14 protein-coding genes are annotated in these 15,195 nt (G+C 59.8%); 3 read left to right on the plus strand and 11 right to left on the minus strand.

Features of this window, described 5'->3' with window-relative positions; all coding sequences use genetic code 11:
- Positions 1-137: 137 nt before the first annotated feature.
- Both FHT85_RS20940 and FHT85_RS20945 read right to left on the minus strand, forming a co-directional pair.
- Positions 138-1,721 carry a diguanylate cyclase domain-containing protein gene (locus tag FHT85_RS20940; protein ID WP_112411279.1) on the minus strand — a complete coding sequence of 528 codons (1,584 nt, stop codon included), beginning with the start codon at positions 1,719-1,721 and terminating at the stop codon, positions 138-140.
- Between the two features lie 129 nt (positions 1,722-1,850).
- Entirely contained in the window at positions 1,851-2,333 is a 483-nt protein-coding gene (locus tag FHT85_RS20945; RefSeq protein ID WP_246780048.1) for a MarR family winged helix-turn-helix transcriptional regulator, read from the minus strand.
- Between the two features lie 39 nt (positions 2,334-2,372).
- Here FHT85_RS20945 and FHT85_RS20950 point away from each other — a divergent pair, with 39 nt between their 5' ends.
- Positions 2,373-3,641 carry an FAD-dependent monooxygenase gene (locus FHT85_RS20950; protein WP_112411277.1) on the plus strand — a complete coding sequence of 423 codons (1,269 nt, stop codon included), beginning with the start codon at positions 2,373-2,375 and terminating at the stop codon, positions 3,639-3,641.
- A 78-nt stretch (positions 3,642-3,719) separates the two neighbouring features.
- Here the strand turns inward: FHT85_RS20950 and FHT85_RS20955 are convergent, their stop codons facing one another.
- Positions 3,720-4,226, minus strand: coding sequence for a hypothetical protein (locus FHT85_RS20955; protein ID WP_112411276.1), 507 nt, complete (start codon positions 4,224-4,226; stop codon positions 3,720-3,722).
- 167 nt (positions 4,227-4,393) lie between these two features.
- Between FHT85_RS20955 and FHT85_RS20960 the strand changes: the two genes are divergently transcribed.
- Positions 4,394-5,026 (plus strand): lysozyme inhibitor LprI family protein, encoded by a 633-nt coding sequence (locus FHT85_RS20960; protein WP_112337289.1) that lies wholly within the window; start codon positions 4,394-4,396, stop codon positions 5,024-5,026.
- A gap of 151 nt (positions 5,027-5,177) precedes the next feature.
- Here the strand turns inward: FHT85_RS20960 and FHT85_RS20965 are convergent, their stop codons facing one another.
- Entirely contained in the window at positions 5,178-5,426 is a 249-nt protein-coding gene (locus tag FHT85_RS20965; RefSeq protein ID WP_112411274.1) for a hypothetical protein, read from the minus strand.
- Between the two features lie 276 nt (positions 5,427-5,702).
- On the opposite strand from FHT85_RS20965, the gene FHT85_RS20970 reads away from it, so the two are divergent.
- Positions 5,703-6,923, plus strand: coding sequence for an ROK family transcriptional regulator (locus FHT85_RS20970; RefSeq protein ID WP_112337291.1), 1,221 nt, complete (start codon positions 5,703-5,705; stop codon positions 6,921-6,923).
- An 82-nt stretch (positions 6,924-7,005) separates the two neighbouring features.
- Here FHT85_RS20970 and FHT85_RS20975 read toward each other — a convergent pair whose 3' ends face one another.
- From FHT85_RS20975 to FHT85_RS21005, 7 genes are read right to left on the minus strand one after another with little or no spacing between them, the layout of a single operon-like run.
- Positions 7,006-9,033, minus strand: a complete 2,028-nt coding sequence (locus FHT85_RS20975; protein WP_183774286.1) for a beta-N-acetylhexosaminidase — start codon at positions 9,031-9,033, stop codon at positions 7,006-7,008.
- Between the two features lie 22 nt (positions 9,034-9,055).
- Entirely contained in the window at positions 9,056-9,526 is a 471-nt protein-coding gene (locus tag FHT85_RS20980) for a GNAT family N-acetyltransferase (protein WP_112337292.1), read from the minus strand.
- An 11-nt stretch (positions 9,527-9,537) separates the two neighbouring features.
- Complete coding sequence (locus FHT85_RS20985; RefSeq protein ID WP_112411273.1) at positions 9,538-10,464, minus strand: ABC transporter ATP-binding protein; 927 nt, start codon at positions 10,462-10,464, stop codon at positions 9,538-9,540.
- The gene (locus FHT85_RS20990) at positions 10,461-11,276 is read right to left on the minus strand and encodes an ABC transporter ATP-binding protein (protein ID WP_112411272.1); all 816 of its coding nucleotides are present in this window, start codon (positions 11,274-11,276) and stop codon (positions 10,461-10,463) included. Before FHT85_RS20990 ends, FHT85_RS20985 begins: the two co-directional genes overlap by 4 nt.
- Positions 11,273-12,175 carry an ABC transporter permease gene (locus FHT85_RS20995; protein WP_112411271.1) on the minus strand — a complete coding sequence of 301 codons (903 nt, stop codon included), beginning with the start codon at positions 12,173-12,175 and terminating at the stop codon, positions 11,273-11,275. The genes FHT85_RS20990 and FHT85_RS20995 overlap by 4 nt, the downstream gene beginning before the upstream one ends.
- Complete coding sequence (locus FHT85_RS21000; RefSeq protein ID WP_112411270.1) at positions 12,172-13,155, minus strand: ABC transporter permease; 984 nt, start codon at positions 13,153-13,155, stop codon at positions 12,172-12,174. The genes FHT85_RS20995 and FHT85_RS21000 overlap by 4 nt, the downstream gene beginning before the upstream one ends.
- A 22-nt stretch (positions 13,156-13,177) precedes the next feature.
- On the minus strand, positions 13,178-14,773 hold the full coding sequence (locus tag FHT85_RS21005) for an ABC transporter substrate-binding protein (protein WP_409527345.1): 1,596 nt from the start codon (positions 14,771-14,773) through the stop codon (positions 13,178-13,180).
- Positions 14,774-15,195 lie beyond the last annotated feature (422 nt).

Consider the following 15,195-nt stretch of genomic DNA (forward strand, 5'->3'; position numbering starts at 1 on the left):
TCGCATAGAGGAACGGCAGCAACTGTTGAAAAGCAGGAGGCTGTCGGTTCGACAGATTGAAACAGTGACTACTGAAATGAGGAGAGATCAAGCCAAGTTCAAGAGCCACATATGCCCGTGCGTTTTTGGACCGCCTCTTATCTCACGCGTGCTGAAACAGTCTGTTGGCGGTGGTCACTGCTCGCCATGCGCCATGTGTTCCGGCCGTTGGCTTTGGCTCGGTAGAGCGCGCGGTCCGCTTCCTGAATCAGAACTTCTCCGTTCTCGCCATTCTCCGGCGCCGCCGAAACGCCGATGCTGATACCGATATCGACGGTGGTGCCCTCAATGCGAAAGGAGGATTTGAAGGCAGCAATGCAACCCTTCGCCACATCGGCGACATCGCCCACTTCCCCGGTCATCAGGATGGCAAACTCATCACCGCCCAAGCGCGCAACCATGTGGCCTCTGGCCGCACCACGCAGCCGCTCGGCCACCATCTTGAGAACCTCGTCGCCGGCAGCATGGCCGAAAGTGTCGTTGACCGGTTTGAACCCATCGAGATCAAGACAGAAAACGGCGACGCTCCTTCCGTTATTTACCTTCAAGGCGTCATCGAGAGCCTTGTAGAAGCACATCCGGTTCGGCAATCCGGTGAGCATGTCGTGCCGTGCCAGGCGATTGGCTTCGGCCTCCGCGAGAATGCGATCGCTGACATCGGCAATGGTCAGCAGGAGGCGGCGTTCCAGGCCTTCGTGGAGCAATCGAACGTAAACAAGCACGTGGCGTTCCGACCCATCGGCCACTCTCTGCCGCCAGACGGTTCTGGCCTCGCAATCGCCTTCGAGTTCGAGAAGCCCATCTGCAAAGCGATCCGCCTCGCTCTCGGCATGCATGTCGCACGCCCTCCGCGAGAGCAGCGTCGCTTTTGAAAAGCCATAAAAGTCGATAGCTGCCCGGTTGACCTGAAGAATCTGCAGATTGCTGCCATCGCATAGGAGCATCGGCATCGGATTGGCATCGAAAAGCTGCCGCAACCGCTCTTCGCGCTGTTTCAGCTCACTAATGTCTATCCGCATTCCGATGGCCCCGCCGTCAGGCGTGCGCCGATCATCATGCCGAAGCCATCGCCCATCCTGGAGCTGCTGCTCCTCCTGTGAAACCGGCTGGCGAAACTTTCGCATGCGCTGCTTCAGCCACATATCCTTGTCTTCGACAACCTCCGGCATGCGGCCGCTTGCAAGGCTGATCTTAAGAATATCTTCGAAAGCGATGCCCGGTTTGAGGTGATCGGCGATATCCGGATAGAGCTCCGCATATTTCTCGTTCCACAGAACGTAGCGATCACTCGCATCGAAGACGCAGACCGCTTCCGGCAGCATCTCGATCACATATCGAAGGCGCAGATTGGCCTCTCTCGCCGCCACCGCAGCATGGCGGTCTTCGCTCCCTGGTTCGATAAGAACCGCCGTCAACCTTCCTGACGCCGAGGGCCAAGTCATGACGTTGACCCGGCAATCCCGTCGATGGCCGGCGCCTGTCACGAGCAATGGCTGCGACGCAGCGCCCGGCAGCGGCCACTCCGGTATCAAATCCGAGACGGATAGGTCGTGAGGCGCATCTGAAAGGATAAAGAGCTCCAGGGCTCCCGCATTGGCGAAGACGATCGTGCCGACGGCGTCGAGCACAAGTGCCGCCATCGGACACGCTTCCAGGAATGCGACGATTTCCGCGTCCAGCATCTTCTCCCAGCGGGCCTTCAAATTTAACCCCAAGCCCGACTATAACATCGGATAGTAAAGAAATGTCGTAGATCATGACAAGACGTACCGCGTTCCTAAAATCGGAGTATCGTCCGCCGGCGATTGAATTCAGCTCTTGTCCTGCTGCAACAGCCGCTCGAGCTCTCGCTCCTGCATCTCGATGGCTTGCGTGACGAAGCGCAAGATCACCTGCTTTTCCGCCTCGGAAAACTGTTTAAGCATCTGCGCGCCGGCCTGCTCGATTGGGCCATAGGCTTCTTGTCCCAGCCTGATCGCCTTCTCGGACGGTGCCACCAGCACGCGACGCCGGTCGTTCGGATCGGGAACGCGGTGGAGAAGGTCCCGGGCCGAAAGGCGATCGATCAAGGCAGTAACCGATGGCGGTGCAAGGCCGATAGCCTTGGCGACGGCGTTTGCGGGCTGCGGCGCGCGCATGATTACGCTGAGACAGCGCCGCTCGGCGCTGTTGAGCCCATGCAGCTTGCCGAAGGTTTCGTCGAAGCTCTCGGTCGCCTCCTGCCAGCGCATACAAGCGAGGCTGATCGCCTCCACGAGGCGGTGCTGTTCTTCATTTGACTTTTCTTCGATCATCGAATAATTCAGTTATCAAACCATTAGAAGGAAGAACCAATGTGCCCCATTGACGATCCTGCCGCAACCATGAATCGAGCGACAAACTCCGAGGCGACGATTGGCATATGCGGCGCCGGCATAGGCGGGCTTGTGCTCGCACTCCGGCTGGCAAGATTTGGCTTTCATCCGATGCTGTTCGAAGCCCGCTCCAAGGAAGCCGCCTTGTCCGAAGGAGAGTTTCTGACGCTCGCGTCCAACGGCATGAACGGGCTGCGGGCGGTGGATTGCTACGAAGAAGTATTGCGCGAGGGATTGGAAACCCGCGCCATCGAGCTCTGCAACGCCCGCGGAAAAAGGCTCGCGCTCATCGACCAGAGCGACCATTTGGCGGCATTCGGCACGCCCGCCGTCACCATCAGGCGCGGCGTTCTCACAGGCATCCTGATCGAAAAGTGCCAAGCCGAAGGCATCACCATACAATTTGGCCGGCGCGTGACCAAGGTCGACAATCATGCGCATGCCGTAACGCTTAATTTCTCCGAAGGGACTGGTCTTGCCGTCGACATGCTCGTCGCCGCCGACGGACTGCGATCCTTCGTCCGTACACAAATATTTCCGGATTATCCCCAGCCGCAATTTACCGGCCTGATCGGCACAGGCGGCATCGTCGATGCCGACATACCGGCTACGGATGGCGTCATGCGCATGACCTTCGGCGAGAAAGCCTTCTTCGGCTACATCAAGACGGCATCCCATCCCGTATATTGGTTCGATTCCTTCCCCGCTGATACACCGGACACAGTCCGCGCACTGGAACCGGCAGCACTCACCGCTCACGTTCGTCACGTGCATGCCGACGATCCCGAACCAAACAGATCGATCCTTCAAGCCGTCGGTCAGGTCGAGCGCAGCTATCCCATCTTCGATATGCCGCAGCTTCCGGTCTGGTCGACCGGGCGTGTCGTCTTGCTGGGCGACGCCGCACATGCCATCGGCCCACATGCCGGCCAGGGTGCCTCGATGGCAATAGAAGATGCGGTAGTCTTGTCATCCTGTCTCGCAGCGACGCTCGACTACGGCGCAGCCTTTGCCCGCTATGAGGCCCTGCGGCGCCCGCGTATTGCCCGCGTAGTGAAGCTCACCCGGCAAAATGCTTCCAGGAAACGAAAAAACAGTCGGCTTAGCCTGTTTCTGCGAGATTTGCTTCTGCCTCTGCTTATTCCGATGACCGTCAGAGCTAGCCGTAGATTGTTCGCATATCGGGTCGATCTCGATCCGCTGGAGGCAAATACCTCGTTCGAAAGCGGTCGCAAGGATGCCGCCTGACATTCGATCGATCTGTTGAAACCGATCTAGGAAGGCGAGAATAGCCGGCGAAGTTTCTCCCCCGTCGACACAAGAAAGCTATCTCCGCGGCCAAGCCAGCCTGCTCCAATTTGCAATATAGATCACGAATGCGATGAACATTCCCGATCCGATAAGATCGAGCCGATGCCGGCCGAAAAGGAAGAGGCCGAGAAGTGCCAAGCCGATCGAGGAGGCGATCAGGAAAAGAGAGGGGATTACGCTTGTGATGGGTACCCCCGCCTCGCCTTCGGCTTCGACGCCATCGCCGGTCACGTGACTATTGAAGCCTGGGAACCTATTGCCGAGCCTGACCGTCACCTTGCCGCGTCTGGTGACGAGCCTGCCCCTAACCTTCTTTCTCGAAGTCAGAAGCACGAGCACCATCGAAATGAGCATGCTGCCGAAGCCCCAGGAGAAAACCGTGCATGCTGCCATGGCGGTCGCGTTTGCGTAGGTCCGATAAAGGTGAAGTGCCAAGGCTCCCATCGCTATGGCAATGGCAAGAAACAAGGAACCGACAATCAGGAACGTGATCCTGCCGGACAATTGCGTTTCGCCTTCCACGCGACCTCCCATCAACATCAATCCGCTCAGATTGTCCAAACTAGGAGAATATCGACGATCTTCAAACACCGGTGCGACATTTGCCGAGTTTGGCCGTCTGCCGGGATGACCTTTACGAAACCGCCAGCAGCCATAATTAGCTTCGGTGTCGGAGGATGGAGGTACCCATGAAGATTGCAAGATCGCCCTCGGCGGTGGCCATCATCGGTTTATTTGCCATGAACGTCGAGGCCGCAGGGATCGATTGCGCAAAACCTGGTTCGACAGGTGACCACATGATTTGTCGGGACAAATCGCTGCTGGCCCGGGATGCGATTGTGAGCGATCTCTATGCTGCCGCGCTGAAGCACGACGATGCGGGCAAAATCCGGGAACAGCAACGGCACTGGATTACGACGCTACAGTCCTGCAGCGACGCTGAATGCATTCGACAGGCCTACGACGACCGGATCGCGTCTCTTCTGAGGACCAAGGGTGGACAAAGCGCATCTATGGACTTCCAGTCGAACAGCACTGACGGCAATGAGGGTCATCTCGCGATCTTCGGGCCGGTTGGGGGCTTCCTCGCGGTCTCGCTCGCCTCGACCTTTGTCGGTCCCGGCGGAGCCGACGCGGGCGACGTCAATGCCGATGGCATCGACGGTGTCGTCCCGCTGACGAGGGAGCACGCTGAACTCACCAGAGAAGCGTGCAAGATCGGCCTCGACCGTCTCAACGCAAGGACATGGCGCGTATCACAGGCGGGTGTGTGTGATTTTGCCGATGGCGTGACCCTGAAAGGTACCTACCGCAAGGAATAATATGATCCGAACTCGGTTGCCTGCTGGATGAAGCATAGCTCGCGAGACTGGAATATACCGATCGCCGGATCGACGTCGGTAGCGAGGCGCTTTTTGATCCGGCCGCCAACGGCGGCCGAAGCCTCTTGAGACAAGACGAAAAATTGGGCGATCAGCTGCCAGTGGCGTCGGACGTGCACTTCTTGACGAAGCTGGTCTTTGCGGCGCCAGCAAGCTTCTTCGATGCTGCTTGGGTATCGCAGGCGGCTGCGGCATCCTTCTCGCATTTCTTGGTAAAACTGGTCAAAGCGGCGCCTGCCAGCTTCTTGTCGGCGGCCTGGGCCTTGCATGTCGCATCCGCCGCCATCGCACCACCGGCAATGCAGGTCGAGATAATGGCGATTCCGAGCAGTCTGATCATCGAATTCCTCCGGGGCTTACCGCGGCAAAAGGCCGAGGTAACCAGACACTAACGCAATGTCAGCCGCAGTAAAGAGACGCGCGGATCATCTATAGAAGAGAAAAAGCGCTATGCACTCCCGTTCAAACGGCGCAACCTCAATTGATCGCCGCTTGAACGCATCGGCAAAAGCATAGAAACTACATATAGACGCAGAAGCGGCATGCGGCCCCTCCTCCACGCCATGGCAAAGCGTGGCAAGCAACAACATAAAATAAAGTCATCTCCGGTCCTCCCATGAAGACAATTTCAGGCACGAATCTCGAACAGGCCAAATCGCATAATCGGCGTGTCGTGATCGAGGCCATTCGCACCAACGGGCCGATGTCGCGCGCAGCGATTGCGCGCATGACAGCACTGACCACACAGACGGTTTCGAATATCGTGGAGGAACTCGCGCGTTCGCACCTCCTCATCCCGATGGAGGCACAGAAGATCGCCCGCGGCCAGCCCATCATCCCATACACCATCAATCCCATGGGAGCCTACTCCATCGGCCTCGAACTCGGCCGCCAGCGTGCGGCCGGGGTACTCACGGATCTTTCCGGCACGGTTTGCGCCCGCATTGACCGCCATGTCGACAGGCCGGGACCGATCGAGGCAATGCCGGTCTTTGCCGAGATCGTCAGGGATCTGCAGGAAGCCTTTTCCTTCGATCGCGCCCGGTTGCTGGGCATCGGCATTGCCCTGCCCGGGCGCTACGCCGATGGCGGCGTCACCTCGCTAAGCCCACTGAACCTGCCGGGCTGGCAGGATTTTCCCGTGGCCCGTGAACTCGAACGCCTGATCGGCCTGCCTGTGCTTGTCGAAAACGATGCCACAGCGGCGGCGATCGGCGAGCGGCTCCATGGTGTTGCCCGCGGCCTCGGAAGCTTCGTCTATCTCTTTCTGGCGGGTGACGGCGGCATCGGCGCCGGCATGTTCCTCGACGGCCACCTCTACAAGGGCAGCCGTGCCAATGCCGGCGAAATCGGCCACATCATCGTCGAGCCGCATGGCAGGCTTTGCACCTGCGGTAAGCGCGGCTGTCTCGACCGCTATGTCTCGCCATCCGTCGCCTACGAATGTCTGGAGATCGAGGATGCGCAGGAGCTGGACCCGGATCAACTGGACGCGATGATTGCGGCCAACAGCCGCGGCCTGGAGGTCTGGTTGGAACAGGCTGTGCAGCCGCTTCGACAGACGATCGATTTCCTCGAACTGGCCTTTGATCCGCAGACGATCGTGCTTGGCGGCAGCGCTCCCACATCCCTCATGATCGGACTGGCCGAGCGCGTGGAGCCGCTGTACACTCCAGTGAATCCGATGGAAAAGCGCACCATTCCCCGTTTGATGATCGGCGCCACCGGCAAGGATACCGCCATCCTCGGCGCGGCGGCCTTGCCCATTTTCTCGGAAACCAACCCTCAATTCGATGTGCTTCAGAAGCCGCTGACGCACCGCGCCGTCATAGGCTAGGCAAGCGGCTCGACCTGCGTTCTGGCAACCTTGCTCAGGCGCGACCCGGCTGGGTCGCGCCTGAGGGCCGTGCATCAAGCTGTCAAAATTGATGCAGGCCGTAAAGCAGCGGCATCGTGCCCGCGAGCGCCTTGAACCGCTCCCAGGATTTGGCCGAAGGCTTGGTCCAGCCGGTTTCCGCCAGCGCCGAAAGACGTGGGAAGACGAGCCGGTCGAAAACGGCGCGGTCGGTCATCGGTTCCGACCAGATGCAGGCCTGGATGCCGCGAAGCTTCTCCTTCTGTGCATCCGTCCAGCCGCCGACGGGATCGAAGGTGTAGATCTTCTCCGCATCAGAATAGCCGGCCCAACTGCCGCCCGGCTCGTCCCAGTCCGGGCGGATCGCCATGTCGAGATAATAGACCTGGCCAGGGCAGACGACGATCTCGTAGCCACGTCCAGCGAGTTCAGCCGCCACTTCGACGTTGCGCCAGCTGCAGAGATAGCTCTTGTCCTTGTCGATCCTGTCACCATGCGCCGCCTCTTCCCAACCGCCAGTTATGCAGCCCTTCGAGGCAAGAAACGCCTGGATACGCTCCAGGAATTCGGCCTGCAGGATAGCAGCACCCGAGCCGTGAATATCGTCGGCCCCGTGCGTGTTGGTGATGACGTTCAGGCGCGTGGCATGGGCGTCCGCTAACTCGTCGCCGGCCAGTTCGCGCAGACGGGCAAGCGCCTCCGGCGAGCCGGACCAAGCGCCAAGCGGCACTTCATCGGCGCCGATATGGATCGTCTTGAACGGGAAGAGTTCGATCAGTTCGGAAAGGATGGTCTCGATAACCTCATAGGTCTTTTCGCGCGCCGGATTGACGCAATTGTCCGGGAAGCCTTGCACCGAATAGTAGCTGCCGACCTCGTTCGGATCGCGAAGCTCCGGGATTGCCTGCTGCATCGCATAGCAATGGCCGGGCATATCGATCTCGGGCAGGATCTCGATGCCGAAGCCCTTGGCGTATGCGACGATCTCGCGCACGGCCGCCTTGGTATAATAGCCGCCGGTGCGAGCCGGGCTGGAGCCGAGAAGCGGCGGCAACGGCAGTCCGTGGCCCCGCCATGCGCCGATCTCCGTCAATGCCGGATAGGCGTCGATCTCCACACGCCAGGATTCGTCGTCCGACAGGTGCCAATGGAAGCGATTGAGCTTGTTCCAGGCAAGAACCGCCATCAGCTTCTTGATTTCAGCCGTGCCGTAGAATTGGCGCGAGACGTCGAGATGCAGGCCGCGCCAGCTCATGGACGGCTCGTCGACGATCTCGCCGGCGGCCGGGAAATGGAAAGCCTGTGGATGCAGGCGTGCCCCGCGCCAGATCTGGCCGATGGTCACGAGGCCATAGACGAAGCCGGTCTGGGTGCTCGCCTCGACGGTGACGCTCTCCGAGGCAAACTCCAGCCTATAGGCTTCGGGGCCTAGACCTTCCGTTTGACGCAGCACCACCGTTGCAGCGCCTTCCGTCTCGGCGCGGACAAGTCCCTCGGCCGCGAAGAGATGCTCTACGAGAGCCGTGAAGCTTGCAGCCGCCGCCTGTGCTTCTGGTGTCGTCGCCTTTAGCGCAAAGCCCGCCGGCAGCGGACGGCGCGACGAAACCGCAACGCGGTTCGGCCAGGGAATGATCGCTAGTGGAACAGGAGGATTGGCCGGAACGGGATAGATTTCGGCGCCGCGCTTCAAAGGCGCATTGCTTGACGATGTGCGCGTCGGCTCAGTGGCAAGGGATACGGCAGTTCCATCGCAAAGCGCCAGATAAGCACTGGTGGCACCATCCGTCCAGTGACGGAAGGGCCAGCTCAAAGCATGAACCGTAATGGTCCATGTCTCACCACCAGCCAGTATGAAGCCTTCCGGCGGCTGGAATTCGGTGAAATTGGACAGCCGTTTCGTGACCGTTGCGCCCTCGACGATGCCGGCAGGATCAACGCGGCCGGGGCCGCTGACGCAGAGCGCGAATCCGGAAAGCGGCTCTGATGACAAGTTCTTCAGCCGCAGGACATAGGAAAATTCCTTATCGTCCGTCGGCGGGTTCCAGGTTGTTTCAAGCCGCAAAGCCAAGGATCGCGGTGTCGACATGAGCATTCTCTCTTCCTGAAGGTATCGTTCAAAGTTTGAGCATGCCGGCGTAGATGCCGGGTGCGGAATTGGGGATTTGGATCGCGCCGACCGTCTTCTCGTAGAATTCCGACGGGCCGACATCGCCGATGACCGTATAGGCGTAGCCCATAGCCTTCTGGTCGTTGAGGCAGGCAAACAGCAGCGCGCGCCCGATGCCGAGGCCGCGAACGCTTTCGTCGACGCCGGTCGGGCCGAAGAAGCCGCGTGCCGTCGCCTCGTGGCAGGCAAAGCCAACAAGCTCCCGATTGCGCGTGGCGATAAAGCATGTCGGCGGCTGGCGGCTCATCGCGACCGTCGTCTCGCTCGCCCAGCCCTGGCTGAAATGTTCCGCCACCCAACCGGTGATAAGCCTCAACTCGGGCGGCAGTGCCCGCCGAATGGTGACGCCTGCCTTCGCCATGCGCTCCGGCGACTGGGTGTCGATCGGCAGGGTCGATAGATTGACCAGATAGTCCAAGGGAATTCCTCCTAATTCGATGTGACGAGCGCACGCATGAAATGATTGGGACCGACTTCCTCGACCACCGTCGAGACCGGCCGGCTGAGCGCGCGGATCTTTTCCGCCTGCTCCAGAAAGCGGGCACTGCCGCCGGTCACGAACCTGCGGCCACCATCCGGCACGGCAGAAAGCAAAAGCTGCGTATAGGGGTGCTTCGGACTGGCGAGGACGGCATCGGTCTCGCCCCACTCGACCATCTGGCCGGCAAACATCACCACGATCTCCTCCGCAACATGGGCAGCCGTTGCGATATCATGGGTGATGTAGAGCATGGCGAGATCGTTTTCCCGTTTTACCCGCGCCAGCAGATCGAGAATATCCTTGCGGATCGAGACGTCGAGCATCGAAGTCGGCTCGTCGGCCACCAGTACGCTCGGAGAAACCGCAAGCGCTCGGGCAATATTGACGCGCTGGCGCTGACCGCCGGAGAGTTCGTGCGGAAACTTCTGGCGTGTCACCGCAGGATCGAGCCCGACACTCTCGAGCAGCTTCGCGATATCCTCCTCTCGCTCGGCCTTCGGCTTGTCCCCACCGTGCAACTGCAGTGGCCTTGCGATGTGATGATTGATCGTGAAGGCCGGGTTGAGCGAGGAGAACGGATCCTGAAACACCATCTGCACATCCTTGCGGTACATCCGCTCGTCTTTGCTCGCCCCTCGCGCCGTGCGATCCCGTCCGCGAAAGAGGAGCCGGCCGGCAGTTGGCTTGTCGAGGCGGGCAATGATGCGGGCGCAGGTGGTCTTGCCGCAGCCGGATTCGCCGACCAGTGCCAGTGCCTTTCCCGCGAATAGTGAAAAGGAAACGCTTTTCAACGCGTGCACGGGGCCGAAATGGCGCTGGATATCATCGAGCCGGATGAAGGGTTCTGCAGTCACAGCCTGTATCTGCGGTTTCATGCGAAAACTCCGAGAGGATGCGCGCTGACCGGAAGCTGTGGAATGGCATTCCAAAGCTTGCGCGTGTACTCATGAACGGGCGACTGGCTGACCTGAGTGACATCACCGACCTCGACCAGTTCGCCCCTCAGCATGACGCCGATACGGTGGCATAGCTGCGCCATCAGATGCAGGTCATGGGTGATGAACAGCACCGAGAAGCCATAGGTCTGCTGCAGGTCGAGAACCTGTTCGAGAATCTCACGCTGCACGACGACATCGAGCGCTGTTGTCGGTTCGTCCATGATGATGAGTTCAGGACGTAGCGCCAGGCAGATGGCGATGACGATGCGCTGGCGCATGCCACCGGAAAACTGGTGCGGGTAATCGCCGACGCGATGCGGGGGAATGCCGACCAGCTTGAACATTTCTTCGGCCCGCGCACGCGATTCCTGACGCGTGCATCCGGTGTGGCGACGCAAGACGTCGTGGAATTGTGCCTCCACCCGCATCAGCGGATTGAGAGAATTCATAGCGCTCTGGAATACCATGCCGATGCGCTTCCAGCGGATCTTCTGCAGCTCGCCTTCCGGCATCTTGAGCAGATCCTGCCCGTCGAGCCGAATGCTTCCGCCGCTGATCCAGGCCGGAGCCTTGGAGAGCCGAGTGATCGCATAGGCGATCGTGCTCTTGCCGCAGCCGGATTCGCCGGCAAGACCGAAGATTTCGCCGCGGCCGATATTGAAGGATACATCCTTCACCGCGCGGAAATCGCCCTTGTCGAGCAGATAGTCGATATTAAGATGTTCGATCTCAAGCAGATTGCCGCTCATTGCTCGGTCCTCATCATGCGGTTGCGAGCGCGTGTCAGGCGGAACCAGCGGGTCAAGGCCGGGCCGGAACGCAATTGCGGATTGGCGATTTCATCGAAGGTGAAGTTGATCAGCGCAAGACCAAGCCCCGTCAGCGCGATGCCGATAGCCGGTATGCCGATATCCCACCAGGCGCCAACCATGATGGCCGAGGCATTCTGAGCGTTGTAAAGCATGGTGCCCCAAGTAACCTTCAGCGGATCGCCGAAGCCGAGATATTCGAGCGTGGTCTGGGCAACGATCGCGTAGATGATGCTGCCGACCAGGTTGATGCCGATGAGCGGCGTCAGGTTCGGCAGGATCTCGACGAAGATGATGCGCCAGGCGGGCTCGCCGATCATCTTGGCGGCGGTGACGAAATCGCGGTTGCGTAGCGCCATCGTCTGGGAACGCGTCATGCGCGCGCCCCATGGCCAGGACGTCATGGCGATGATGGTCATGATCGTTATCGGCCCGACTGTGCCGGCAAAGGAAGCAAGCAGGATGAGGAGCGGCATGTTCGGGATGACCAGCACGGCATTCGTGGCAAGGTCGAGTGCAGCATCGGTCTTGCCGCCGGTATAGCCGGCGATGAGGCCGATGGCGGTGCCGAGCACGGTAATGGCGATGCCCGTGGCGAAGCCGACCGAAAGCGAGCTTCTGGCGCCCCAGACGAATTGCTTGTAGACGTCGCGGCCCATCTTCGTCGTGCCGAAGACATGCTCGACGGATGGTGGCTGATGCGAGCGACCGACACGGGCGCCTGGTTCGCCCGGCGCGATGACCGGCGCGAAGATCGCCATCAGGCATAGCGCTGCGACGATGACGAAACCGACAAGCGCCTTCTTCTGGCTGAAAATGGATCGGAAGGAGAAGCTCATCGGCCTGCCTCTCTCAATCGCGGGTCAACGAGACCGTAGATGATGTCGACGAGGAAATTTGCGCCAAGCGTCGCAAGCGTCATCAGCAGCAACTGCCCCTGGATGACGGGATAGTCGCGCGCCACACTGGCGGTGAACAGCGTCAGCCCAAGACCCGGATAATTGAAGACGATCTCGGTGACGATCGAGCCGCCGAAGACGGCGCCGAGAATCAGCGCAAGATTGGTGAGCACCGGCAAAAGCGCGTTACGCGCGCCATAGCCGAACATGACGGCGAGATTGCTCAGCCCCTTGGCGCGGCCCATCGTCACGTAATCCTCGCCAAGCACGACGATCATCGAAGAACGCATGGTGGTCTGGAACTCACCGATCAGGAATGGTGACAGCGTCAGCACCGGCAGGATCGCGTGCATGAACACGCTGCCGAAGAAGGTGAAATTGAAACCCGGATCGAGGTTGGGATCATAGGCATATCCCACGGGAAACCAGCGCAACGATACGGCGAAGACGAACAGGGTCGTGAGCGCCACGATGACGGGCGGTATCGAAAACAGGATGACCGCGAAGGGCGATACGACCGTATCGAACCGCCCGCCGCGCCTCCATGCCGCGACCGCACCGAGCACGACACCGACACACAGCGAAAATATGATCGCGGTGACCACAAGGAAGATGGTCCAGAGAGTCGCCCGGCTCAGCACCTGGACCACCGTCTGCGGATAGTATTTGACCGAAACGCCAAGATCGAAGGTGGCGAGGCCTTTAAGGTAATCGAGGAACTGCATCATGATCGGTTGGTCGATCTCGCCGAAACGGGCCTTGATCGCCTCGACTGCCGCGGGCGTGGCCCGCGGCCCGAGCTGGGCGACCATGGCATCGACGGGGCTCCCCGGCATAAGCCGGGGAAGAATGAAGTTCACGACGATCGCGAAGGCCAATGCCACCGCGTAGACGCCGAGGCGCCGGCTCGAAACACGCATGTCTGCTTCCTTCGCTGTGGCCTTATTGGACCGGCTTCAGACGCAGAAGATGCATGAGACGCATGCGGTTGTTGTCGTGGTTTTCCGGATTCATCACCGGATCCTTGTCCGTGACCCAACCGGTGAAACGCTTGCTGGAATACTGATACCAGGTCGGGCCGTTGAAGACGGGAACGACCGGGAAATCGTCGGCGATCATAACCTGGATATCGTTGAAGATCTTCTTGTGATCATCATCGGAAGACGACTTCAGATACTGATCGAAGAGCGCATCGAGCTTCGGGTTGGAGTAGCGTGGCGCGGCGACGGTGAGCTTGCCGGCATAGGCCGTCGACAGGCTCTGATAATAGCCCTGGAACGGCGTCGCGCTATCGGCGCGCGAGTTCATGACGACATCGAAGCTGCCATCGAGAAGCTGCTTGCGCCACTGCTCGTATTCCGGCGTGGCGACGGAGGCATTGATACCCGCGGCGCGAAGCCCTTCGACGGCGATCTGCACGGCATCGATCCAGTCGGTCCAGCCGTTCGGCACGATGACCGCGAAGGTGATCGGCTTGCCGCTTGGCGTGGTGCGGAAGCCGTCCGCGCCCTTCTTGTAGCCGGCGTCATCCAGGATCTTGTTTGCCTTGTCGGTGTCGAAGCCCATAAAGGCGTCCTTGTCGCCCTCGGCAGCCTTGTTGCGCCAGCTTTCGAAGCGCGGCGGCAGGCCGCTGGCATGGAGGTTGACGACCGGATAACCGAAGCCGGCAATATCGACCATCGATTTGCGGTCCATCGCCAGGCTGAACGCATGGCGGAAGTTGAGATCCTTGAATGCCTCGAAATTACCGACACTCGAAGATTTGAAGTTCATCTCGAAGGCAACGGTTTCCGCCGGCGGCTGCCAGTAGCCATTATGCTGCGGGTCGAGCGCAACGAAAGTCTTGTCGATTTGCGGCAGGAACGAGCCGATCCAGTCCACGGTGCCTTCCGGCAGCAGCGCCAGCATCTGGTCGTTGCCCGAAATCTGCGGCAGGCGCAGGCAATCGACATGAAGCGATGCGCCATCCCAATAGTTCGGATTGCGGCACTGCTCGTAAACCTGCGGCGTGAAGCGGCGAACTTCGGTCATCGGGCCGGAACCGATGGGCTTTTCGTTCTTGAAAGCGACCGGATCGGCCACGTTCTTCCAGATATGCTCGGGCACGACGGCGAGATCGGCGAGGGATTCCGGGAATTCGGAATTCACGGCCTTGAGCTTGATCGTCACCTCTGTCGGCGACGGTGCTTCGACGGAGGCGACTGTCTCGCCGACACCAACGGTGTCGACAGCCGGGTTCTTCAGCATCAGGTCGATCGTGTATTTCACGTCGGCCGACGTCAGCGGCTGACCGTCCGACCATTTCACCCCGGGGCGCAGTTCGTACGTAATCGACTTGAGATCGTCGGAAAACTTGTAGCTGGTCGCGAGACGCCAGACCGGCTTGCCGCCGCCATTGGCGTTGAAGATGACCAACGGCTCGTAGATGAAATCCATCGTGCTCTGGCGACGACCGGCCAGATCGAAAGGATTGAAGTTGCTGACCCAGCTGGTCTGCTCCTCGATGTGCATCGTTAGCACGGATTCCGCGGATGCCATGCCTGCACCGAACGCCAGCGAAGCGCCTAGCGCCGCCGCTGCCAGTGATGTCCGATAAAATAGATTGCGCAATGACTTTTTCCTCATTCTCATTTCCAGCCCCTCTTGCTGCTTGTGAGTAGTCAATCAAATTGATTTAATATCGAGTTTCAGAGCTCGTCAATCGCTGATTGGAAATCAACAGGCATCGATTTTAAGATTTGGAAGATTGCCGCTGATGTCGGCACGCAAGCCCCCCGCTACCGGAAATTGCGTGGGGATATCGCGAGAGCTGTGTTCTGGTGGCAGCAGAGCGAGCCGCGACTAGAGGGGCCGCAATCGGGAAAAAAGCGTGCGCTTATCCAAAATCCCAAAGCAGACAGCGTGCCTGCTTTGGGATTGAAGAGCAGATATTGGAGAAACTGATTATTAAATTGCGTCAC

Source organism: Rhizobium sp. BK312 (assembly GCF_014193605.1).
Classification (GTDB): Bacteria; Pseudomonadota; Alphaproteobacteria; order Rhizobiales; family Rhizobiaceae; genus Rhizobium.

Excerpts from the sequence above, each read along its gene's own strand:
- FHT85_RS20940 (WP_112411279.1), bottom strand. The coding sequence starts at position 1,721 with ATGCTGGACGCGGAAATCGTCGCATTCCTGGAAGCGTGTCCGATGGCG.
- FHT85_RS20945 (WP_246780048.1), bottom strand. The coding sequence starts at position 2,333 with ATGATCGAAGAAAAGTCAAATGAAGAACAGCACCGCCTCGTGGAGGCG.
- FHT85_RS20950 (WP_112411277.1), top strand. The coding sequence starts at position 2,373 with ATGTGCCCCATTGACGATCCTGCCGCAACCATGAATCGAGCGACAAAC.
- FHT85_RS20960 (WP_112337289.1), top strand. The coding sequence starts at position 4,394 with ATGAAGATTGCAAGATCGCCCTCGGCGGTGGCCATCATCGGTTTATTT.
- FHT85_RS20965 (WP_112411274.1), bottom strand. The coding sequence starts at position 5,426 with ATGATCAGACTGCTCGGAATCGCCATTATCTCGACCTGCATTGCCGGT.
- FHT85_RS20970 (WP_112337291.1), top strand. The coding sequence starts at position 5,703 with ATGAAGACAATTTCAGGCACGAATCTCGAACAGGCCAAATCGCATAAT.
- FHT85_RS20975 (WP_183774286.1), bottom strand. The coding sequence starts at position 9,033 with ATGCTCATGTCGACACCGCGATCCTTGGCTTTGCGGCTTGAAACAACC.
- FHT85_RS20985 (WP_112411273.1), bottom strand. The coding sequence starts at position 10,464 with ATGAAACCGCAGATACAGGCTGTGACTGCAGAACCCTTCATCCGGCTC.
- FHT85_RS20990 (WP_112411272.1), bottom strand. The coding sequence starts at position 11,276 with ATGAGCGGCAATCTGCTTGAGATCGAACATCTTAATATCGACTATCTG.
- FHT85_RS20995 (WP_112411271.1), bottom strand. The coding sequence starts at position 12,175 with ATGAGCTTCTCCTTCCGATCCATTTTCAGCCAGAAGAAGGCGCTTGTC.
- FHT85_RS21000 (WP_112411270.1), bottom strand. The coding sequence starts at position 13,155 with ATGCGTGTTTCGAGCCGGCGCCTCGGCGTCTACGCGGTGGCATTGGCC.
- FHT85_RS21005 (WP_409527345.1), bottom strand. The coding sequence starts at position 14,773 with ATGGCATCCGCGGAATCCGTGCTAACGATGCACATCGAGGAGCAGACC.